The organism is Paracoccus sp. J56 (assembly GCF_019633685.1).
Classification (GTDB): Bacteria; Pseudomonadota; Alphaproteobacteria; order Rhodobacterales; family Rhodobacteraceae; genus Paracoccus; species Paracoccus kondratievae.
The window spans coordinates 39,592-61,181 of the sequence record NZ_JAFL01000018.1; the positions used below are offsets into that span (position 1 = coordinate 39,592).

Below are 21,590 nucleotides of genomic sequence, written 5' to 3' on the forward strand. Positions count from 1 at the left end.
AAAGGTGTTCCGGCAAGAGGGTCAGCCGCCCGAGATGACCTGTCTTTCACGGATCATCACCCAAATGATGAAGCCGATCGAGGCGATGGCCGAGCCCGCCATGATCGTCAACAGCGGCACTGCGCCCGATTGAGCGTCAAGCAGCATCCCGGCCAGCGCGGCCAGTCCCGCCCCGCCTGCAACGGCCATCGAGCCACCAAGCCCGCTGGCCGTGCCGGCAAGCTCGGGCCGCACGCTCATCATTCCGGCATTGGCGTTCGGCAGCAGCATGCCATTGCCCAGGCCCATAAAGGCGACCGAGCCGAAAAAGACCAGCGGTGTCAGCCCGCCCAGCATATCGACCACCAAAGCTGCGGTCAGGAAGGCAGAACAGATCACCGCTCCGGCAAGGATCATCCGGTTCATGCCGATCCGGGTCGAATAGCGCGCGGACAGGAAATTCCCCAGCGCATAGCCGATAGAGGGGCCGGCGAACCAATAGCCGACCTCGGCCGGTGAAAGATGCAGCACCACCTGCCCGACGAAGGGCGCGCCGCCGAGATAGGCGTAGAACGAGCCGGCGCTAAGCGTCGCAGTCAGCGCATAGCCCCAGAACCGGCGCGAGCGGGCAAGGATTGGATAGGTCACCAGCTGCTGGGCCAGCGGCACCCCCCCGCTGCGCGCGGTTTCCTTAAGGTCGACCGCGCATAGCGTCATGACGGCAAACCCGGCCAGACCCATCGCGACAAAGCTGGCGCGCCAACCCAGGGTTTCGTCCAGGATACCACCAAGCGTGGGCGCAACCATCGGCACCAGCGACATGCCCATGGTCACATAGCCGATCATGCTGGCGGCCTGTTCAGCCGGGACCATGTCGCGCACCACGGCGCGGCTGATGACAAAGCCGGTGGTCACCACCGCCTGAATTAGCCGGAACAGCATGAACCAGCCCGCAGTCGGTGCAAGCAGCGCCCCGATAGTCGCAAGCAGAAAGATCGCAAACGATCCAAGCACGACAGGGCGGCGGCCAAAGCGGTCGCTGATCGGGCCGCAAAGCAGCTGCAGCACCGCGCTGACCCCAAGAAAGGCCGAGACGGAAAGCTGCATGAAGCCGTATTCCACGCCAAAATCCCGCGCCATGGCCGGCAGCGAGGGCAGGAAGATATTCATCGAAAGGGCGCCCGCCGCCGAGATCGAGACCAGGGTCAGAATGCTGGGACGGCGCGGGCTGGGGGAAGCCATGCTGTTCATGCACGCACCTTTGCCCCTCTAGGCGGGCAAAGGCAATCGGCTGTTTGACACGGCCCTGTCAGATTTAATGGCCCGAACCGCCGAAATTGTGAAAGATCAGAAAGGCGCCAAGACAGATGCAGGCAAAGCCCGCCGCCACGTTCCAGGTCAGCTTTTCGCCAAGCCACACCCAAGAAAACAGCACAAAGACCGACAGGCTGATCACCTCTTGGATGGTCTTTAGCTGGGCGGCGCTGAAATGGCCGTAGCCGATACGGTTTGCGGGCACCTGCAGGACATATTCGAAAAAGGCAATGCCCCAGCTGATCAGAATGACCAGAAAAAGGGGCGTGGCCTTGAACTTCAGATGCCCGTACCAGGCGACCGTCATGAACAGGTTTGATGCGGTCAGCAGACCGATCGTCGTCACAGAGACGGGCAGGTTCATTCAGACCGGTCCCAACTGCGGTTTTTTTCCAGATTGCCAAAGCGGGTGAAGCGGCCCTCAAAGGACAGCTCGACCGTGCCGATGGGACCGTGGCGCTGCTTGCCGATGATCACTTCGGCTTTGCCATGGCAGGCCTCCATGATCTGTTGCCAGGAGGCCATCTTGTCCAGATCGTGATCGGCGGGCTTTTCGCGCTCGCGGTAATACTCCTCGCGGAAGACGAACATGACGATATCAGCGTCCTGTTCGATACTGCCGGATTCGCGCAGGTCAGAAAGCTGTGGGCGCTTGTCGTCGCGCGACTCGACCTGACGGGACAGCTGCGACAGGGCGATGACGGGGATGTCCAGCTCTTTGGCGACAGCCTTTAGGCCCTGGGTGATCTCGCTCACCTCATTGACGCGGCTGTCCTTGGCCGAGGTGGCGCGCAGCAGTTGCAAATAGTCGACGATCAGCAGATCCAGCCCCATGGTGCGCTTAAGCTTGCGGGCACGGGCGGCAAGCTGGTTGATCGGCAGCGCCGGGGTGTCGTCGATGTAAAGCGGGCAGTTTTGCAGATCGTGGGCTGCTTTGACAAAGCGGCGAAACTCATCCTCGGTCATGTCGCCGCGGCGGATCGCCTCGCTTGGTACTTCGGCGGCCTCGGAAAGGATACGTGCGGCGAGCTGCTCGGCCGACATCTCAAGGCTGAAGAAGCCGACGACACCGCCCGCAACCGTGCCATGGGTGCCGTCGGGCAGTTCGCCCAGCCGATGCGCCCGCGCGACGTTAAAGGCAATGTTGGTTGCCAGCGAGGTTTTCCCCATCGAGGGCCGCCCGGCAAGGATGATCAGGTCCGAACGGTTCAACCCGCCCATCTTGTGGTCAAGGTCGATCAGCCCGGTCGAAATGCCCGACAGCCCGCCGCCACGGCTGAAAGCGGCATTGGCGGCGTTCAGCGCGCCCGTCACCGCGGCAAGGAAGCTTTGGAAACCACGCTCGGCCACGCCCTGTTCGCCGAGCTTGTAAAGCACCTGCTCGGCCTCTTTGATCTGCTCTTCGGCGGAATCATCGACTGCGATGGTCGCCGCGCGGGACGAGATATCCTGCCCCAGCGAGATCAGCTCGCGCCGCAGGGCGAATTCCCGGATCATTTGCGCATAGTCGCGCGCGGCGTGGGATGAGATCGCCGCTCCGGCAAGACGGGCCAGATAGGCCGGTCCGCCCAGTTCCTTAAGCCCGGCGTCATGTTCCATGAACGCCTTGATGGTCACCGGGCTGGCCAGCGCGTTGCGGGCGATGCGCTCGGCGCAGATTTCATAGATGCGGCGGTGGACAGGGTCGTAGAAATGCTTGGCCTGAACGATGCGCGAAACGTGGTCATAAACCTCGTTATTGGTCAGGAGCGCGCCAAGAAGCTGCTGCTCGGCCTCGATCGAGAACGGTACTGCTTGCTCGGCTGCGGCCTCGGCGATTTCGCCGGGCTTTCTGATCTCAACGGCGCGTAACTCGCTCATCCCATCAGCTCCGGATATTCGACTCGGTGGGCATCGTTATCCACCTTATGAAGGGCCGGGTCTACGGCGTTGTAGGGCCGGCCAAGGCTAGGCGAAAAGCCGCCCCCTGCGCTAACGAAAGGGGCAACTGGTTACTGGTATAGCAGAAAAACCCGCACCGGGCTGGCGCTGATGGGCGCCAACCCGGTTTTTTGACGAAGAGTTATTCCGGCGGTACCGTCAGGCGACCGTGCCGGATCAGGGGTGGGCTGCCTGCCAGGCACGCGGATCGGTCAGGAATTTCTCGACCTCGGCCAGCGTTCCGGCGTCGTAAAAACCTTGCGCTTTGGCCTCGGCCAGCACGTCCCACCAGGTGCAGAGATAGTGCAGCTTGACGCCATGATCGGCCAAACGCTGCTCGGTCTCGGGGAAGATGTCGTAGTAAAACACCACTGCCGTATGCCCGCAGGTCGCGCCGGTTTCGCGGATGGCATCGACAAAGCTTAGCTTCGAGCCGCCGTCGGTGGTCAGATCCTCGACCAGAAGCACGCGCTGGCCTTCGGTCATCGCCCCTTCGATCCGGGCGTTGCGGCCATAGCCTTTGGGCTTTTTGCGCACATAGGTCATCGGCAGTTCAAGCCGTTCGGCGACCCATGCGGCAAAGGGGATGCCCGCCGTCTCACCCCCGGCGACGTTATCAAAGGCGGCAAAACCGGCCTCGCGCAGTACGGTCGCGGCCATGAAATCCATCAGCGTCGAGCGGATGCGCGGAAAGCTGATCAGCTTGCGGCAATCGATATAGGTCGGCCCCTTCAGCCCCGAAGCATAGGTAAAGGGCTCGGCGGCGTTGAAATGAACCGCCTTGATCTCCAGCAGCATGCGCGCGGTCAGCCGGGCGATTTCCTCATGCGGGGGAAAGGGCAGGGTCATGCGGGGTCCTCAACGTGCCAGTAAAGCGGGAAGCCGGGGTCAAAGACGGTGACGGTCTCGTCTCCGGCGGGGATATGGGTGGGGTATTCGGCAGGGGTGTCGCGCCGGACCAGCCGGATGCGGTCCTCATTCGGGGCAATGCCGTAGAAAGCTGCGCCATTGAGCGAGGTAAAGGCCTCAAGCTGCTCAAGCGCTCCCTCCTCCTCGAACACTTGTGCAAGGATCGACATGGTGTTCGGGGCGGTAAAGCAGCCGGCGCAACCGCAGGCCGATTCCTTGGCGCGGTCAGGGTGCGGCGCCGAGTCGGTGCCAAGGAAGAAACGCCCATCACCCGAGGTCGCCGCCTTGCGCAACGCCAGCCGGTGGGTTTCGCGCTTGGCGACGGGCAGGCAATAGTAATGCGGCCGGATACCCCCTGCGAGGATATGGTTGCGGTTGATGATCAGGTGGTGGGTGGTGATGGTCGCGCCGATACTCTCGTTGCCCAGGACGTAATCAACCCCGTCCGAGGTGGTGATATGTTCCATCACCACACGCAGGCCGGGGGTGGCGCGGCGGATCGGGTCAAGAACGCGGTCGATGAACACCGCCTCGCGGTCGAATATATCCACTGACGGATCGGTGACCTCGCCATGGAAAAGCAGGGGAATTCCCGCCTCGGCCATGGCGTCCAGGACAGGGCGCACCTTGTCGAAATCGCGCACGCCCGAGGCAGAATTGGTCGTTGCCCCGGCCGGATACAGCTTGACCGCCGAGATGATTCCCTGCGCGTGGGCCGCAACCACGTCGGCGGGATCGGTGGCCTCGGTCAGATAAAGCGTCATCAAGGGACGTAACGTCACTTTTCCCGGCAGCGCCGCCTGGATACGGTCGCGATAGGCTGCAGCCTGCGCGCCGGTCACCACCGGCGGCACCAGATTCGGCATGATGATCGCCCGGCCAAAATGGCCGGAAAAAGAAGCCACTGCCTGCAGCATGGCGCCGTCGCGCAGATGCAGATGCCAGTCGTCGGGGCGTCGGATAGTTACGGATGTGGTCATGATTCCCCTCTATACCGGGTGCGGCTTCATGGCCATAGGGCAAAGGCGGCTGCAAGGAACCTCTTGGCTTTTGCCCGCGATAGGAGCAAATTTTTCTGCCTACCCGCTGTTTCAGAGGAAGTCGTGATGGGTTTCGGAATGATGAATAGGTCGGCGATGCAGACGCTGCAGCTTTGGCAGCAGATGGCGCGCATGACCTGGGAGGCACAGATGGTCATCGCATTGCGCACGGCCGGGCTGATGGGCATGGTGCCGCAAGATGCCTCTGAGCCTCAGCGTATGGTGATGGAAAAAGCCAATGCCGCATCCGAGGCGCTACATGCAGCGTTGCGTGCGGCCGGACGGGGCGAGCGCGCGGATCGGGTCATGGCGGCGGCGCTGTTGCCGTATCGTCGGCGCACGCGGGCGAATATGCGCCGCCTGTCACGCAAAAACTGATCCTGGCCCTGCCCGATTCCTGGCCGGGCATGATGAGACGCGAAAATGAAAAACGCGCCCAGTTATGTCGGGCGCGTTCCATCTTTTCAGGCTGACCTGCGACGGTTGTCCGACGCTGGCCGACAATCCTCAGATCAGCTTGCCCATGGCGACCGCAGTATCCGACATACGGTTCGAGAAGCCCCATTCGTTGTCGTACCAGGTCAGGATGCGGCAAAGCTTGCCTTCCATCACCTTGGTCTGATCCATGTGGAAGACCGAGCTGTGCGGATCGTGGTTGAAGTCCGACGAAACCAGCTTTTCTTCGGTATAGCCAAGGATGCCTTTCAGCGGGCCGTCAGCAGCGGCGCGGATCGCGGCGTTGATTTCCTCGACCGAGGTGTCGCGGCTGGCTTCAAAGACAAGGTCCACGACCGAGACGTTGGGGGTCGGCACGCGGATTGCGACGCCGTCCAGCTTGCCTTTGAGTTCGGGCAGCACCAGGCCCACGGCCTTGGCAGCGCCGGTCGAGGTCGGGATCATCGACAGCGCGGCGGCGCGGGCGCGGTAAAGGTCCTTGTGCATGGTGTCCAGCGTCGGCTGGTCGCCGGTGTAGCTGTGGATCGTGGTCATAAAGCCGCGGACGATGCCGATGCTGTCATTCAGCACCTTGGCGACCGGCGACAGACAGTTGGTGGTGCAGCTGGCGTTCGAGACGACGAGGTCGTCCTTGGTCAGCGTGTCGTGGTTGACGCCAAAGACGATGGTCTTGTCGGCATTGTCGCCGGGGGCCGAGATCAGCACCCGCTTGGCGCCGGTCGACAGGTGCGGTTGCACCTTTTCTTTCGACGCAAAGATGCCGGTGCATTCCATGATGACGTCGATGTCGCCCCAGGGCAGCTCGGCCGGGTTGCGGATCGCGGTGACCTTGATCGGGCCGCGGCCGACGTCGATCGAGTCGCCTGAGACCTTGACCTCGGCAGGGAAACGGCCATGGACCGAGTCATAGCGCAGCAGATGCGCGTTGGTTTCGACCGGACCCAGGTCGTTGATCGCCACGACCTCGATATCATTGCGCCCCGATTCAATGATCGCGCGCAGCACGTTCCGACCGATCCGGCCAAAACCGTTGATCGCCACCTTGACAGCCATGTGTGTCCTCCGCCGCTGATGATGTTGCGGGCTGCAAATAGCCCGCATTGCCGGGTAAATGCAAATGCCAGAAACCAATGGGGGCGCTAACCCAGCCGAAAATCCGATGCCGTGGCGCGAAATCTCTGCACAAGGTCGCAAGACCTGTTGCTGAAGAGGCGCGGAAAGGGACGCAGCCATGCCCATTCATGCGGCCCGCCGCCCGATTGGAAGCAGATGGAACGAATCGCCCCGGCGCGGCGTCTAACGCCAGAAGCTGAGATATTCGATCAGGCTGACGAGCTGTTTTCCCAAAAACACCGGCAGGCCCCAATGAAGAAACAGCGCATCCACCGCGAAAAGGCCGATGATCAACAGCCCCAGCACCAGTGCGATCTGATTGGTCATGCCATACCTTCCGCGATTGTTCCTGTCCGCGTTCTCTGCCCCATGGTGTGAGCCCGCACGGACGCCGCGCCCTTCTGCTAGGGCAGCCGCCTCTGGCAGGCAAGCCCCGGTTTGGTTTCCCCCCGAGGTCGGGATCTGGCGTCTTGCAGAGACGGTTCTGATCGTCCCTGCGATGCGGTGGGGTTTCGGTATCAACCTTGGCGGATGCCGCGCGACATATGCCCGTTCGGTGCTTTGGCTTGCTCATTTGCCTGGCGCGATCATGCAGAGGGTTCGGTTGTTTCGGTCTCCTGACCATCGTCCTGTTCTTCCTGCGAGATCAGGAACAGATCGCCCGAAGCTTCCATCTGCCGGATAGCGAGGACGACCTGATCCATCGCCTCTTCTGCATCCTGCGCTGAAACCTTACCAACGGTTTCCATTTCGTCGCGCAGCGATTCTGCCAGCCGTGAAGGCAGTCCGCCAAGCAGGAAATCGACTGTAGCGCGCGCATCCTCGGGCGCGCCCGCCAGTGCCTTGATCAGCACGGCATTGTCCACTTCGCGCGTGACGCGGGGAATATCGCGGGGATCAATGCGGCGCGGGATATGCGACCAGGTAAAGATGGTCTTGCGTACCTCTCCGGCAAAGGCGGCATCATCATCCTCGAGCCCGGCCAGTACGCTGTCGCGCATGCGCGAGGGAGAAAAGTTCAGGATAGCGCCGACCTTTTCATCGGCCTTGCCCTCGATAGCCGGGCGGGGCAGGGCGTCGACCGCCTGGATCAGGGCCCGCCCGATCCGTTGCAGCGCATCAGCCCTGATGCCGCCGGTCAGCGACATCGTATAGGCGATACGCCGGGCCAGGGCCGGGTCCAGCAGGGCAAAGACCTCGGCCGCCCGCGGAACCGGCAGTTTAGAAAACATCACCGCTGCGATTTCGGGCGCCTCGGTCCGGGCAAGCTCGGCCAACACCTCGGGCGTCAATGTGGCGATGCGGTCCCAGGGGTCGCCCGTGCCGTTCAGGGCGGCAAGCCGCCGCAAGCGGTCGGTGGTGTCGGGCGACAGGTGGCCGTCAAGAAGCGCCAGCGTCCCGTCGATATCGCCCGGGAAAGACAGGCCCACCGATTCCAGATGGTCGCAGAATTCGGCGACGATGGCGTCACGCGTCTGCTTGTCGATGACCCCCATCAGGGCCATTTCCTGAGCCAGCACTGTCTGCAAGTCCTGCGGCAGCCGGGCAAGGTCGATGTCCTCGCCCTCGGCCAGAACCAGCCGTACGATCACCGCTGCCTTTTGCCGCGGGCTTAGACCCGCCGTCCCGATAGCCGGAACGCCCATGAATTGCCCCCGATTCCATAACCTTCGGGGGCAATCTGACAGCAAAAGACAAACTGCGGGTTAATGGGCGCCGTTTTCTTCGAAAACGCGGGCAAAGATCGTGTCCACGTGCTTGGTGTGATAGCCAAGGTCGAACTTCTCTTCGATCTCGGCCGGGCTCAGTGCGGCGGTCACTTCGGGATCAGACAGCAGCTCGGTCTTGAAATCGGCACCCTGTTCCCAGACTTTCATGGCGTTTCGCTGGACCAGCCGATAGGCGTCCTCTCGGCTGACACCGGCCTGGGTCAGTGCCAGAAGAACGCGTTGAGACATAACCAGTCCTTTGAACTTGTTAAGGTTTTTCAACATGTTTTCGGGGTAGATAACCAGTTTCTCGACCACGCCGGCAAGCCGGTTCAGGGCAAAGTCCAGCGTGATGGTGGCGTCGGGGGCGATACCACGCTCGACCGAGGAATGGCTGATGTCGCGTTCATGCCAAAGGGCGACGTTCTCCATCGCGGGGATCACGGCCATGCGCACCAGCCGGGCAAGGCCGGTCAGGTTTTCAGTCAGCACCGGGTTGCGCTTGTGCGGCATCGCCGACGAGCCTTTCTGGCCGGGGCTGAAAAACTCTTCGGCCTCAAGCACCTCGGTACGCTGCATGTGGCGGATTTCGATGGCGATGTTTTCGATCGAGCTGGCGATGACGCCCAGCGTGGCAAAGAACATCGCGTGGCGGTCGCGCGGGATGACCTGGGTCGAGATCGGCTCGGGGCGCAGGCCCATCTGCGCGCAGACATGTTCTTCGACGTGCGGGTCGATATTGGCAAAGGTCCCGACTGCGCCCGAGATCGCGCCGGTTGCGACCTCTTCGCGGGCGCGTTGCAGGCGTTCGCGCCCCCGGGCCATTTCGGCATAAAAGCGGGCAAAGGTCAGGCCCATGGTGGTCGGCTCGGCATGGATGCCATGGCTGCGACCGATACGCACGGTGTCCTTATGTTCATAGGCGCGCTTTTTCAGCGCAGCCAGAACCTTGTCCATATCGGCCAGCAGGATGTCCGCCGCCCGGACCAGCTGTACATTCAGCGTGGTGTCGAGCACGTCCGAACTGGTCATGCCCTGATGGACAAAGCGCGCCTCTTCGGCGCCGATATGCTCGGCCAGATGGGTCAGAAAGGCGATCACGTCATGCTTGGTCACCGCCTCGATCTCGTCGATGCGGGCGACGTCGAATTCGACGTCTTTTGCTTTCCAGACGGCCTCGGCATTCTCGCGCGGGATCACACCCAGATCGGCCTGGGCGTCGCAGGCATGGGCCTCGATCTCGTACCAGATGCGGAACTTGGTTTCGGGCGACCAGATGGCGACCATTTCGGGGCGGGCATAGCGGGGGATCATGCGGGGCTCCTGATGTTTGCCGGGCTTTTAGCGGCAAGGCCCCCGCCCCGCAACCACGGGCTGGCGAGGGTCCGCGCCGGCCCTGATGGAAAAAAGCCGCCCCAAGAGGCGGCTTTCCCTGTCACTGTCCCGAAAACGGATCAGCAGCTGTAATACATCGCGTATTCGATGGGGTGGGGCGTATGCTCATAGGCATAGACCTCTTCCCACTTCAGCTTGATATAGCCTTCCAGCTGATCGCGGGTGAAGACATCCCCGGCGAGCAGGAAGTCCATGTCCTTTTCCAGCTCTTCCAGCGCTTCGCGCAGGCTGCCGCAGACCGTCGGGATTTCAGCCAGTTCTTCGGGCGGCAGGTCGTAGAGGTCCTTGTCCGAGGCCGGGCCCGGGTCGATCTTGTTCTTGATGCCGTCCAGGCCGGCCATCAGCAGCGCGGCAAAGGCCAGATAGGGGTTGGCGGCCGGATCGGGGAAGCGGGCCTCGACGCGCTTGGCTTTCGGCGATTCCGTCCACGGGATACGCACGCAGCCCGAGCGGTTGCGGGCCGAGTAGGCGCGCAGAACCGGAGCTTCAAAGCCCGGGATCAGCCGCTTATAGCTGTTGGTCGAGGGGTTGGTCAGCGCGTTCAGGGCCTTGGCGTGCTTGAGGATCCCGCCGATGAACCACAGGGCTTCCTGGCTAAGATCAGCATATTTGTCGCCGGCGAACAGCGGCTTGCCGTCTTTCCAGATCGACATGTTGACGTGCATCCCCGAGCCGTTGTCGCCTTTCATCGGCTTGGGCATGAAGGTCGCGGTCTTGCCATAGGCGGCAGCGACGTTGTGGATGACGTATTTGTATTTCTGGATGTTGTCGGCCTGCTGGGTCAGCGTGCCGAAGATCATCCCCAGCTCGTGCTGGGCGGTCGCAACTTCGTGGTGATGCTTGTCGACCTTGATGCCCATGCGCTTCATGGTCGAAAGCATTTCGCCGCGGATGTCCTGCGCCGCATCGACCGGGTTCACCGGGAAATAGCCGCCCTTGTGGGCCGCGCGATGGGCAAGGTTGCCGTCTTCGTAAACGGTATCGGTGTTCCAGGCGGCGTCGACCGAGTCGAGCTCGAACGCGACCTTCTGTGGGGTCACCGAATAGCGCACGTCGTCAAAGAGGAAGAACTCGGCCTCGGGGCCGAAGAAGGCCGTGTCGCCGATGCCGCTCGACTTCAGATAGGCTTCGGCCTTGACGGCGGTGCCGCGCGGGTCGCGGGCATAGGGTTCGCCGGTGTCCGGTTCGACCACGTTGCAGTGCAGGCACAGGGTTTTTTCGGCGTAGAACGGGTCGATATAGGCCGAGGACGCGTCCGGCATCAGTTTCATGTCGGACTGGTCGATCGATTTCCAGCCAGCGATCGAGGAGCCGTCGAACATGAAGCCTTCTTCAAAGAAGTCCTCGTCCACCAGATCGGCGACCAGGGTCACATGCTGCAGCTTGCCCTTGGGATCGGTGAAGCGGACATCGACGTATTCGACCTCTTCCGCCTTCATCAGATCCAGAACGTCCTTGACTGTCATTTGGGTCCTTCCTCCATCAGTCTGACCGGCGCCGCCGCCGGGCATGGATACCAGTTGAATATTTCCGTGTCTTTGATCCTGCGCGGGGTCGCGGATCAGACCGCGTCGTCGCCGGTTTCGCCGGTCCGGATGCGGATGGCCTGCTCTACGGGCAGGATGAAGATCTTGCCATCGCCGATTTTCTCGGTGCGGGCGGCCGAGATGATGGCGTCCACAGCGGCTTCGACCAGGTCGTCAGGCAGGACCATCTCGATCTTCACCTTGGGCAGGAAGTCCACCACATATTCCGCGCCGCGATAAAGCTCGGTGTGACCTTTCTGCCGGCCGAAGCCCTTGACCTCGGTGACCGAAAGACCCTGCACGCCGACTTCCTGAAGGGCCTCTTTCACATCGTCCAGTTTGAAGGGCTTGATGATGGCTTCGACTTTCTTCATCGCCTGATCCTTCTCTCGCGACTTGCCTGGGACCTGATTGGCGGGTTTGATGATGCGCGTCCATGCGGCTTGACGGGGAAAGCAGCATGCAGACAGCAAATCCCGGGCATGTGCCCGTTTATTGTGCAGGTTGCCTGAATTATGTGCGACAGAATGGCCGGGCGGCGCGAGATCCTGACGACTCGACAGATGCGTGCGCTGGAAGGAACCGCGATCAACAGTGCCAGCGTGACCGGAGCCGCGCTGATGGAGCGGGCCGGAGCGGGTGTTGTGACCGAGGTTCTGACCTTTTGGCCCGAATATGCACAGCAGCCGGGGCGAGCGGTGATTCTCTGCGGGCCGGGCAATAATGGCGGCGACGGTTATGTCATCGCCCGCCAACTGGCATCGTGCGGCTGGCAGATCCGGCTGGCGGCGCTTGCGCCCCCCGTGACGCCTGATGCACGCGCCGCGGCGGCGGGCTGGATCGGGACGGTTGCGGCGCTTGACGATATTGGCCCCGAGGACTTTCCGCCCGGCACCCTGTGTATTGATGCGCTTTTCGGAACCGGGTTGACGCGCCCCTTGCCTGATGAATGCGCTGCGCCTTTGCGGCTGGCTGCTGCCTGTGGCTGTCCCATCGTCGCGGTTGATATCCTTAGCGGGCTTTGCGCTGACAGTGGCCGGGTGCTGGGTGGGCTGGATCTGCCGGCGGTGGCCCTGACGGTCAGTTTTCAGCGCGCCAGGCTTGGGCATCTGCTGGCACAGGGGGGCGAGCTTAGCGGTGCGTTGCGCCTTGTCGATATTGGTCTTGATTCGTGGATGAAGGGGGTGGATGGACCTGCCCTGCTGGCTGGTCCTCAGCCCGCGCTGGCAAAGCGCGCTGGCCACAAATACGACCACGGCCACGCGCTGATTCTGGGTGGAGGGTCGGGGCAGGGCGGCGCAGCGCGGCTGACGGCGCGGGCGGCGTTGCGGGTGGGTGCGGGCCTGGTGACGCTTGCCTGTCCGCCCGACGCGTTGGCCGAGAATGCGGCGCGGCTTGATGCGGTGATGTTGCGCCCGGTCCCCGATCGTGCCGGGCTGGAGCGGTTGCTTGAGGATCGCCGTTTCAACGCGCTGGCTCTGGGTCCGGCGCTGGGGCTTCAGCGCGCGCGCGATCTGGTCCCGGTGGCGCTGGCGTCACAGCGGGCGGTATTGCTGGACGCCGATGCACTGACCGCCTTTGCCGATGCGCCCGGAACTCTGTTTTCGGCGCTGCATCCGGGCGTGGTGCTGACCCCGCACGGAGGTGAGTTTGCCCGGCTATTCCCTGATCTGGCCCGTCAGCTTGTCGCCCCGGCCCCAACTGGTCCTGCGTTTTCACGACTGGACGCGGTCCGACAGGCGGCGGCGAGGGCTGGCTGCACCGTATTGCTCAAGGGGCCCGATACGGTGATCGCTACCCCGGGGGGAGAGGCGCGCATTGCCGCCGCTGTCGGAGAGGCCGCTGCGCCATGGCTTGCAACAGCGGGCTCGGGCGATGTGTTGTCTGGCATCATCGCCGGTCTGCTGGCGCGCGGGTTCCCGCCGCTTGATGCTGCGGCGACGGGGGCCTGGCTGCACGCCGAGGCCGCGCGTGATTTTGGCCCTGGCCTGATCGCCGAGGACCTGCCCGGGCGGCTGCCTTCGGTGCTTCGTATGCTTGGCTGTTAAACTTTCCTCTCGCCAGCCGAAAACGGCTTTGCTAAGAGGGGCGCCAATCCGTGGATGGCCGGTTTCGGTTCGCGCGGATCAGGATGCGGGTGTGGCGAAACTGGCAGACGCACCAGATTTAGGTTCTGGCGCCGCAAGGCGTGGGGGTTCAAGTCCCTCCACCCGCACCATTAAAAGCCCAGCAAACGCTAGAAATTCCTTGTTTTGCTGGGCTTAGTCCGTTCTACTGTTACAAAGTATGTTACAAAACGGACCCTGCCATGGCTGGCGCACAACGATACCTCTTGAACCGATCCGGCAGATTCTTCGCCCGGCTGGTGGTGCCGAAAGACCTTCGACCCATTGTCGGCAAGACCGAACTGCGGGCACCCCTTGGGCCGGATCGCAGGACCGCGATGAAGTTACTGCCTGGCGCGGTGGCGCAGCTACAGCACCAGATCGCCCAGGCAGAACGAAAGGCGGCATCAAGCCGCAATACGATCCTTCCAGCGCGATACCCACTTGCGCCGGATCAGATAGCAATTTCGCACTACCAGCAACGGATCGCCTTTGATGATCAGTTACGGAATGACCCGCGTTATGCCAGCCTCGGTAATGTCGATGATTTATATGTTGCCGAACTGCGCGCGGGGGTTGCCGGACGCCTTAATGACAACCGCTTGCAAGATTTGGTTGGTGAGCATGTTGAACGCTTCCGCCGCCTTGGTAATGTCGATGCTCAACCTGGTTCCGATGAGTGGCGCACAATCGCCCGCGCCCTCTGTAGCGCCGAGCTAGAGGCTCTGGCGCGCGTCGTGGAGCGCGATGAAGGGGATTTTACTGGCCGACCTACTTCACCGCCGTTGATCAATGCCAAGGCGCTAGAGGACGAACCCGAGCCGGTGAGCCTTGCGAATCTCTGGAACGATTATGTGAAAGCCCGCACCATGGCGGGCTTTATGAAGGACGGCGGGCGGCGGCAACGCCCGGTGATCGAGAGCTTGCGAAAATTCCTCGGGCATAGCGATGCCCGCAAGGTAACGCGCAAAGACCTTATGTCATGGCGCGACGACCTCTTGAACAGGATCAGCGCAAAGACCGTTGCGGGCATCTATCTTTCGACCATTCGGACCCTATGGGCTTGGGCTGTTGAGAATGACCGCCTGTCCGAGAATGTTGCCGAGAACGTCAGGCAGGCGAAGCCCAAGCGCCAGCGCAGCCGCGATCCAGGGTATTCGGACAAGGAGGCGCTGGCGATCTTGAACGCATCGCGCGTTTATCAGCCGACACCCGATCCGTTCGGGCATATCCGCGAGCATGCAACCACTATCGCGGCTAAGCGATGGGCACCCATCTTGTGCGCGTTTAGCGGTGCAAGGATTAGTGAAATTCTACAACTGCGGAAGGCCGATGTTTTCCAAGAGGGCGACCGATGGGTAATGCGGATAACCCCCGATGCTGGCGCGGTGAAGGCGGGTGACTTCCGAGATGTGCCCATTCATCAACAGATTTTGGACCTGGGTTTCCTCGACCATGTGAAGGCTGCCAAGGATGGCCCGCTATTCAATTCCTCGACCGATCCGGCGAAATCGGCCCGTTCGGCACAACGGCAATCCGAGCGCCTAGCGGCTTGGCTCCATGAGCAAGAGCTTGTCCCCAAGGGGCTGCAACCTAACCACGCATGGAGGCATCGCCTCAAAACGCAAGCCCGTAACCTTGGACTCGACATGCGAATTGTGAACGCCATTCAGGGACACTCTGACAGGGATATGTCCGATGGATATGGCGTAGTTAGCTTAATCGCCAAGGCGCGTGTGATTGACGCATTGCCCGCATACGATCTTGAATTAATTTCATAACAACATGAGCACTTGTAATGATCTGTAAATGTGTTACATTATAACACGTCAGATGTTTGCGAGTGTCACCGTTGCCCAGTATCACAAAGCGCCTTGCCGGGCTGTTCCGGCAAGGCACCATTGAACAAAAAGCTGTCACGCCAGCCGCCCCCGATCTGTCACACCTGTTCGGGATCACGCTTACCCGATCTGGTGTTCCCATCACTGCCCAAACCGCCCTGCGCGTTCCCGCCGTCAATTGCGCCATTGGGCTTATCTCGGAGGGCTGCGGAAACCTGCCATTCAAGCTGTATGACCGTGAGACGCGCGAGGCGCAAAAGGATCATCCGGCCTATAAGCTAATCCACGGCGAGGCGAACCCTTGGACCAGCGCCGAGGAACTGCGGGAACAGCTTACCCGCGATGCCATGCTAACCGGGCATGGGTTTGCCCAGGTGGTGCGCAACGGCATCGGCCAACCCCTTGAACTGCATCGAATCGACCCCGGCGCGGTTTCGATCGAAACCGACGATTATGGCGAACCTTTTTATCGTATCCGCCTGAAAGGTGGTGGCGAGACCGTGCTACCCTATACCGATGTGCTGCATATCAGCACCTTGGACGGCGTTTCCCCGATCGCCCATGCCCGCGAAGCCATTGGCCTTACGTTGGCGGCTGAACAGCACCTTGGGGATTGGTTTGCGCAATCTGGCCGCCCCTCTGGTTACATCGGGTTTGAGGGAGGTCTACAACCCGCCGAGGCAGAAAAGATCGTTGCCGGATGGGGTCAGCTTAAATCCGGCTCCACAGCCATTCTTGACCGTGGTGCGAAATATCACCCACTTTCCACCAGCAACACGGACGCGGAGTTTTTCGACAACAGGGTTGAGCAAATTCGCGAGATAGCCCGTGCCTTTCGCGTCCCGCCAACCATGCTTTTCGAACTATCGCGCGGAACGTGGAGCAACACGGAACAAATGGGCCAGCAATTCCTTACGCTGACCCTTCGCCCATGGTTAAAACGCTGGCAGGCCGCATATGCCCGCGTCCTGCTATCACCGGAAGAACGCAAGGGTCTTTATATCGAGGCCGAAACCAAAGACCTGATGAGCGTGAGCTTTGCGGAGCAGGCCACCGCTTATTCACAATATGTCGCCATGCGCGCCATGACCCCGAACGAGGTCAGGGCCGGGCTGAACCTTCCACCCATGAAAGGCGGCGATGAACTGTTGAACCCATACATCACGGGCGGAACGCCCGCGCCTGCTAATGAGGAAGGCCCTGCAGCATGAGCGACATCACTGTCACAGCATTCTTCGGCGACAAGGAACGCCCGTTCATCCTAACCGACGATATGGTGCAGGAACTAGAGGCCAAAACCCAAACCGGAATCGGCGTTCTATTCCAGCGCCTGACCGCCCATGCGTTTATGCTGGCCGATATTTCCGAGACGATCCGGCTTGGCCTGATCGGCGCGGGCACGCATCCAGAGGAAGCCGCCCGGTTGGTTCATACCTACGCCCGCAATCGCCCGGTTGCCGAGATATTGCCGATCGCCACCGCCATTCTGGCCGCCCGCTGGCTTGGTGCTGATGAGGTGCAGGCCGATGGCTGATCTTGAAACACTCAACCGGCTTGAAACTAAGGCGGAACTTGCCGTTACCGATACTGGCGAGATTACCGGAATTGCATGGCCGTTCTCTGGTCCCGATGCTGTCGGAGATACCATTGAACCGGGCGCATTTATCATTCCACCGAGCCTGCCAATTTGCCTTGAGCATGATCGGTCAAAGGCTATTGGCGTTTGGGATACCATCACCGAAACGGCAAAAGGTCTGGAGGTAAAAGGCCGGTTATTCGTTGAAGGAATTAGCGGTGCCAAATCTGCACACAGGTATCTAAAGAACGGCGTGATTAAGGGGCTGTCCATCAGCTTCAATAACGCCCTGTATAGACGAATGCCGAACGGGGGAAGGCATTTTGTCGAGGTTCCGCTTGACGAAATCTCAATCTGTAAAAACCCCAAGCATCCAGAGGCGCGGATTAGTGCCGTCAAATCCAACCCCGTTAACGAGGAAATTTTTATGGAAAATGAAGAACTGGCCCAGAAGGCCGACACCAAGACCCCGGCCAATGATGCCGCCCAGATCGACGCCAAGGCGCTGAATGCCGTGCTGTCGCGGCTGGACAAGCTGGAAGCCAAGGCGAACCGCCCCGGCGCACCGGCAATCGCTACCCGCGATGAAGGCGCGGAAGCCAAGAAGGCTTTCATTGAGTATCTGCGCACCGGCGACCGCGACCAGAAGGCGCTGACCACGGCCAGCGACACGGCAAACCATGTCCTTGCACCTGAACAGATCGAGAGCGAGTTTATCCGCAATCTGGTTGAGTTCTCACCCGTCCGTCAGATTGCGGATGTGCGTTTGACCTCAGCGGCCAAGATCATCCTGCCACACCGCACCAGCGTGACGAATGCGGTCTGGGTTGGTGAGACCACCACCCGAACCGGCAGTGAGCCGGGCTTTGATCAGGCCGAGATTGACGTGAAGGAAATCGCCACCTTCGTAGACCTGTCGCTACAACTGGCCGAGGACAGTGCCAACGTGCTGTCGGAGGTCAATCTGGCGCTGGCCGAGGATTTCGGACAGAAGGAAAGCGCAGCCTTCGTCAACGGTGCCACGGGGCTGGAACCTTCGGGCTTCATGGCGAATGCCGACATTGCCACTACCAGCAACGGCCACGCTGCGAACATCAACCCTGACGCGTTGATCGCGCTGATGTATGCTCTGCCTGCGACCTATCGCAGCGCGGGCACCTGGGTGATGAATGGCAGCACGCTTGCCGCCGTGCGCACCCTGAAAGACGGCCACGGCAACTATCTATGGCAGCCGAGCTATCAGGCGGGCCAGCCGGAAACCATCCTTGGCCGCCCGGTGATTGAGGCCGTGGATATGCCCGATATTGCCGAGGATGCACAGCCGATCATCTTCGGGGACTTCAGGCGCGGCTATCGGATTTATGACCGGCTGTCGCTGTCGATCCTCGCTGATCCCTACAGCGTGCGGGTCAACGGCCTGATACGCTATCACGCCCGCCGCCGCGTCGGCGCTGATGTGATCCGCCCGACCGCGTTCCGCAAGCTGGTGATGACCGTCTGATGGCCCTGGCACCCGCATATGAAACGACCCTGCGCCACGGCAACCATGCCGTGACGCTTAGGGCGTCCCTGCGGGCTGCTGTCGCCTTGGACGATCTGCCCGGCGGCATTCCCGGCGCATGGGATTCGGTCATGCGCCAGACCTATACCGGAATCCGTGGGGTGTTGCTCGCCACCGCCACGGATCGGGCAGCGGCGTTTTCCCTCTTGGCGTCGCTGTCTAACAGGCCGCTTGCGTCATTCACCGGCCATGCGCAAGCGGCCTGCCTCGACCTGTTGCGCAACCTGATTCCGAAACCGGATGAGGGGGAAGCACATGACGGTAAGCTGATCACCCTGGGTGAGTATCTGGATGAACTCTTCCGGTTTGCTACGGTTATCCTGCAATGGCCCCCTTCCGAAATTTGGCAGGCATCACCGGCAGAGATTGAGGCCGTTCTTAAAGGGCATCTCGAACGGCTGGAAGCAATCGAGAACACCACCGGCAATCATCAGCTTAAGACCGGCTCATCAACCGCTTACACCCCTGATCGGCTGAAAGAGGTCGAGGAACTAGGATACGATCCTACCTTTGATCGCCAAGCCCTTCGCGCTCTGAAAGCCCGCCACAATGCCTAAACCTCATCGCCTTTGCTCATGCGGTGCTATCGTGCCTCATGGCGTCCTTTGTGCCTGCCAAGTGCAGCGCCAGCTTGAACGCAAGCGCCGGCATGACGCTACCCGCCCGAACAGCCGCCAACGCGGCTATTCCCGTAAATGGGAAAAGGCACGGGCCGAATTCCTGCGGCTGCACCCCTGTTGCGCTATGTGCGGTGCCGACGCGACCCTTGTCGATCACATACGACCCCATCGCGGCGACCAGGCGCTGTTCTGGAACTGGAACAACTGGCAGGCGCTATGCACTGGTTGTCATAGTAGCGTGAAGCAGAGGCTTGAAAGATATTTTAATGGGTGCTGATGCACTGAGCTAGATTAGCTCCTCTATAAATGGCTTCTTTTTGAGGTCTAGCGATATGGGATCGCTTCCAATAATAATTCCCAGGCTTCTCAATTCCTCCAGTGAATGATCAAAGCTGGCAATTCCGCTGCAGAAGTGATTCTTTAGAGTGGACACGGCAACTTTTTTTGGCCCCCAGAACGTCCGGTTCTTCATGGTCATCAATATTCGCCGCGCGCCAACATCAATCTTGCTGCGACGCGACAGCCCTATAATCGATGATTCCATGTTTTCAAGAGCATCATTGTGATGATCAATGCCAAAGTAGTGGCTATGTGTATGCTGCACCGTCTCAATGCTAGACGTTCCAATCATTACCACTTCTTTCCGCTCATCTTCGGGGAACTCCGATTCATACCGTAAATAGCAATCCACCGCGGCCTGTGGGTCTCTACTCACCATTTCCCAAGTCACAAAGTTCCCGTCCGTCCAGTCAAACACAAGAATCCAATTGTTGAACGTGGTGTTATGGCTGTTCTCTGCGCTGGCCATTGATCTGATAACGCTCTGATTCACAAATCCAGAAAGGTGCCCGGATTTGATTGCCATCGAGATTATAGCCTCGGCCAGCTCGCGCTTCTCTTGAAGCATTATCTCTTGCTTCGCATCAAGCCTCTTATAAATCTCTATCTCATGCAATGCGTTTGAAAATTCCTTGAAATAGTCAATTACACAGGAGTCGCCCTCTTTCTCCTTGAGTCGATGGCCATATATAACGGATGTTCTCTCAATGCTTTCGGACCAGTAATGTTGAATTTGACTCCTGATTTGCAACTCAAGCATTCTTCCCGAAACAGAAAGAATAACGTGCAGGGCTCTATATCCAGTATCGTCCCGCCCTTTCTCACGATAGTCGGTGACCCGCAGGATTGTTGCAAATGCGCTCTCCTTGAGTTTTCCGGATATGTATGAATATAATTCATCAACATCTGAATTGCTGTCCACGATTATGCGGCAGCCGCCAATGTCTTGAAGCTGGGTCAAGCGAACGCTGAATCTGTTCAACTTTCTTAGGATTTGAGGCTTTCGCTTGAGGCGTTGGGCGATGTAGTATTTACGTCCGTGAGTTTGCAGCCACCCTTGCAATTCTAGCGTCAGCCTCGTAAGGGGTTCCAGATGCTCTTTTCGATATTCATCAAATATTAACTCAAGCTCAAGCATCTCCTCATCGTAGTCCCGCTTTGGGTCACTGAGATAGCGGCCGGCTTTGTCGATCTTGGTCTTTGATGCCATACATAGTTTCCTCTTTTTTTGACAAGGCCACGTTAATCTTCTCTAGTCAACATTGAGGCCGGGGTATGCCCGAACTTTCGCACCATCTCGGGAACCGGCGGGGGGAGGCGCGCGCAAGACAGGCGGAATATAACTTTTTTTCACTACGCTTCTCTTGTCTGGACTGCCTGAAGCATGTCCGCGTTGACCTGATCGCGATCGGCGGCAGAATGCGCGCGACGATGACAATTCGGGCAAACACCAATCATGGTGCGCGGATCGTCCGGCCCCCCGTCGGTCAACTTGTGGATGTGGTGCGCTTCCAGATATGGGACACCGTTTGCGCGTAGGAACGGTGCGGGAGAGCTACAAAACTCGCAAGTCCCGTTGGCCCGCGCAAACACATAGGAGCAGATTAGCTTGCTTCGTTCGTAGACGGTTGCGAGCCTCTGACCTTGCGCTGGAATTGAGCGTGATGCCTCAATGGCGCGCCTGCGCAAATCAGCAAGATCGCCGGCGGTGTCGTCTGCCGTTACATCGTCGGGAACGCCGGCCACCGCTTCGAAGGGCCGGAGTTCGAAAACGATCGCGTTGCGCATCAACCCTTCAGTATCGGGAGCCAACTCCGTGTGAGAGGCTTCAAAGATGAATTGGCCCAGATAGCGAAGGCCCTGTCTCTGCTTGCGAAAGAGTAAAAGGTCGCGACCCTCTGACGCATGGCTTTGAATAGCCGCGTTCCCGCGAACCATCTGCATGTCGCCCCGCTGGCCCTCTCCAAAGTATTCAAACACGCCGTCTTCACGTAGACGATCCGCGTATCCGTGTGTATGACCCTCTTCGCCGGTGATGATGATGATCGGCATACCGGCACCTGCCGGGGTGATGATGCCGCCCTGCATTTGTCCGCGGAAGCGCGCGTGTATGTCGGCGCGCCGGTTGTAAATCTGTCCTTCGACAAAACCCCAAGTCATAGAAACCTCGCTCCTTTGCTCGACATC

At 60.3% G+C, this 21,590-nt stretch carries 21 protein-coding genes and 1 tRNA gene; 9 read left to right on the top strand and 13 right to left on the bottom strand.

Going from position 1 to position 21,590, the window contains the following annotated elements:
- Nucleotides 1-21: 21 nt before the first annotated feature.
- The 5 genes from M511_RS13615 to pyrC form a co-directional block, all read right to left on the bottom strand.
- Entirely contained in the window at nucleotides 22-1,230 is a 1,209-nt protein-coding gene (locus M511_RS13615; protein WP_010398025.1) for a multidrug effflux MFS transporter, read from the bottom strand.
- 64 nt (nucleotides 1,231-1,294) lie between these two features.
- Nucleotides 1,295-1,657: a DMT family protein gene (locus M511_RS13620; protein ID WP_010398028.1), complete on the bottom strand. Its 363-nt coding sequence runs from the start codon at nucleotides 1,655-1,657 to the stop codon at nucleotides 1,295-1,297.
- Nucleotides 1,654-3,153 (bottom strand): replicative DNA helicase, encoded by a 1,500-nt coding sequence (locus tag M511_RS13625; RefSeq protein WP_085502470.1) that lies wholly within the window; start codon nucleotides 3,151-3,153, stop codon nucleotides 1,654-1,656. The genes M511_RS13620 and M511_RS13625 overlap by 4 nt, the downstream gene beginning before the upstream one ends.
- A gap of 237 nt (nucleotides 3,154-3,390) precedes the next feature.
- Complete coding sequence (locus tag M511_RS13630; protein WP_085502471.1) at nucleotides 3,391-4,062, bottom strand: orotate phosphoribosyltransferase; 672 nt, start codon at nucleotides 4,060-4,062, stop codon at nucleotides 3,391-3,393.
- Nucleotides 4,059-5,102, bottom strand: a complete 1,044-nt coding sequence (gene pyrC / locus M511_RS13635) for a dihydroorotase (RefSeq protein WP_085502472.1) — start codon at nucleotides 5,100-5,102, stop codon at nucleotides 4,059-4,061. The genes M511_RS13630 and pyrC overlap by 4 nt, the downstream gene beginning before the upstream one ends.
- A 63-nt stretch (nucleotides 5,103-5,165) precedes the next feature.
- Between pyrC and M511_RS13640 the strand changes: the two genes are divergently transcribed.
- The gene (locus tag M511_RS13640) at nucleotides 5,166-5,540 is read left to right on the top strand and encodes an antibiotic ABC transporter (protein ID WP_240547635.1); all 375 of its coding nucleotides are present in this window, start codon (nucleotides 5,166-5,168) and stop codon (nucleotides 5,538-5,540) included.
- 129 nt (nucleotides 5,541-5,669) lie between these two features.
- On the opposite strand, the gene gap is transcribed toward M511_RS13640, so the two are convergent.
- The 6 genes from gap to M511_RS13670 all read right to left on the bottom strand — a co-directional run bounded on the left by gap (nucleotide 5,670) and on the right by M511_RS13670 (nucleotide 11,735).
- Nucleotides 5,670-6,671: a type I glyceraldehyde-3-phosphate dehydrogenase gene (gene gap / locus M511_RS13645; RefSeq protein ID WP_010398039.1), complete on the bottom strand. Its 1,002-nt coding sequence runs from the start codon at nucleotides 6,669-6,671 to the stop codon at nucleotides 5,670-5,672.
- Nucleotides 6,672-6,914: 243 nt separating this feature from the next.
- Nucleotides 6,915-7,058 carry a hypothetical protein gene (locus M511_RS13650; protein ID WP_010398041.1) on the bottom strand — a complete coding sequence of 48 codons (144 nt, stop codon included), beginning with the start codon at nucleotides 7,056-7,058 and terminating at the stop codon, nucleotides 6,915-6,917.
- A 260-nt stretch (nucleotides 7,059-7,318) separates the two neighbouring features.
- Nucleotides 7,319-8,377, bottom strand: a complete 1,059-nt coding sequence (locus tag M511_RS13655) for a flagellar motor switch protein FliG (RefSeq protein WP_085502473.1) — start codon at nucleotides 8,375-8,377, stop codon at nucleotides 7,319-7,321.
- Nucleotides 8,378-8,437: 60 nt separating this feature from the next.
- Complete coding sequence (gene purB, locus M511_RS13660) at nucleotides 8,438-9,754, bottom strand: adenylosuccinate lyase (protein ID WP_085502474.1); 1,317 nt, start codon at nucleotides 9,752-9,754, stop codon at nucleotides 8,438-8,440.
- Between the two features lie 140 nt (nucleotides 9,755-9,894).
- Nucleotides 9,895-11,301 (bottom strand): type I glutamate--ammonia ligase, encoded by a 1,407-nt coding sequence (gene glnA / locus M511_RS13665; protein WP_010398047.1) that lies wholly within the window; start codon nucleotides 11,299-11,301, stop codon nucleotides 9,895-9,897.
- Between the two features lie 95 nt (nucleotides 11,302-11,396).
- Nucleotides 11,397-11,735 carry a P-II family nitrogen regulator gene (locus tag M511_RS13670; protein ID WP_010398051.1) on the bottom strand — a complete coding sequence of 113 codons (339 nt, stop codon included), beginning with the start codon at nucleotides 11,733-11,735 and terminating at the stop codon, nucleotides 11,397-11,399.
- A 141-nt stretch (nucleotides 11,736-11,876) separates the two neighbouring features.
- Here M511_RS13670 and M511_RS13675 point away from each other — a divergent pair, with 141 nt between their 5' ends.
- From M511_RS13675 to M511_RS19250, 8 genes are all read left to right on the top strand, one after another.
- A complete protein-coding gene (locus M511_RS13675) occupies nucleotides 11,877-13,409 on the top strand; it encodes a bifunctional ADP-dependent NAD(P)H-hydrate dehydratase/NAD(P)H-hydrate epimerase (protein WP_029372350.1) in 1,533 nt (510 codons plus the stop codon).
- Nucleotides 13,410-13,494: 85 nt separating this feature from the next.
- Nucleotides 13,495-13,579: transfer RNA gene (locus tag M511_RS13680), tRNA-Leu, on the top strand.
- A 90-nt stretch (nucleotides 13,580-13,669) separates the two neighbouring features.
- Nucleotides 13,670-15,247, top strand: a complete 1,578-nt coding sequence (locus M511_RS13685; RefSeq protein ID WP_085502475.1) for a tyrosine-type recombinase/integrase — start codon at nucleotides 13,670-13,672, stop codon at nucleotides 15,245-15,247.
- Nucleotides 15,248-15,309: 62 nt separating this feature from the next.
- Complete coding sequence (locus M511_RS13690; protein ID WP_254901058.1) at nucleotides 15,310-16,518, top strand: phage portal protein; 1,209 nt, start codon at nucleotides 15,310-15,312, stop codon at nucleotides 16,516-16,518.
- A complete protein-coding gene (locus M511_RS13695) occupies nucleotides 16,515-16,841 on the top strand; it encodes a gene transfer agent family protein (protein WP_085502476.1) in 327 nt (108 codons plus the stop codon). The genes M511_RS13690 and M511_RS13695 overlap by 4 nt, the downstream gene beginning before the upstream one ends.
- Nucleotides 16,834-18,384 (top strand): phage major capsid protein, encoded by a 1,551-nt coding sequence (locus tag M511_RS13700; protein ID WP_085502477.1) that lies wholly within the window; start codon nucleotides 16,834-16,836, stop codon nucleotides 18,382-18,384. The genes M511_RS13695 and M511_RS13700 overlap by 8 nt, the downstream gene beginning before the upstream one ends.
- Nucleotides 18,384-19,001 (top strand): phage tail assembly chaperone, encoded by a 618-nt coding sequence (locus M511_RS13705; protein WP_085502478.1) that lies wholly within the window; start codon nucleotides 18,384-18,386, stop codon nucleotides 18,999-19,001. Before M511_RS13700 ends, M511_RS13705 begins: the two co-directional genes overlap by 1 nt.
- Nucleotides 19,002-19,188: 187 nt before the next feature.
- On the top strand, nucleotides 19,189-19,341 hold the full coding sequence (locus M511_RS19250) for an HNH endonuclease (RefSeq protein ID WP_240547639.1): 153 nt from the start codon (nucleotides 19,189-19,191) through the stop codon (nucleotides 19,339-19,341).
- A gap of 9 nt (nucleotides 19,342-19,350) precedes the next feature.
- On the opposite strand, the gene M511_RS13715 is transcribed toward M511_RS19250, so the two are convergent.
- On the bottom strand, nucleotides 19,351-20,613 hold the full coding sequence (locus tag M511_RS13715) for a RelA/SpoT domain-containing protein (RefSeq protein WP_085502480.1): 1,263 nt from the start codon (nucleotides 20,611-20,613) through the stop codon (nucleotides 19,351-19,353).
- A gap of 143 nt (nucleotides 20,614-20,756) precedes the next feature.
- Nucleotides 20,757-21,563: an HNH endonuclease gene (locus M511_RS13720; protein ID WP_085502481.1), complete on the bottom strand. Its 807-nt coding sequence runs from the start codon at nucleotides 21,561-21,563 to the stop codon at nucleotides 20,757-20,759.
- Nucleotides 21,564-21,590 lie beyond the last annotated feature (27 nt).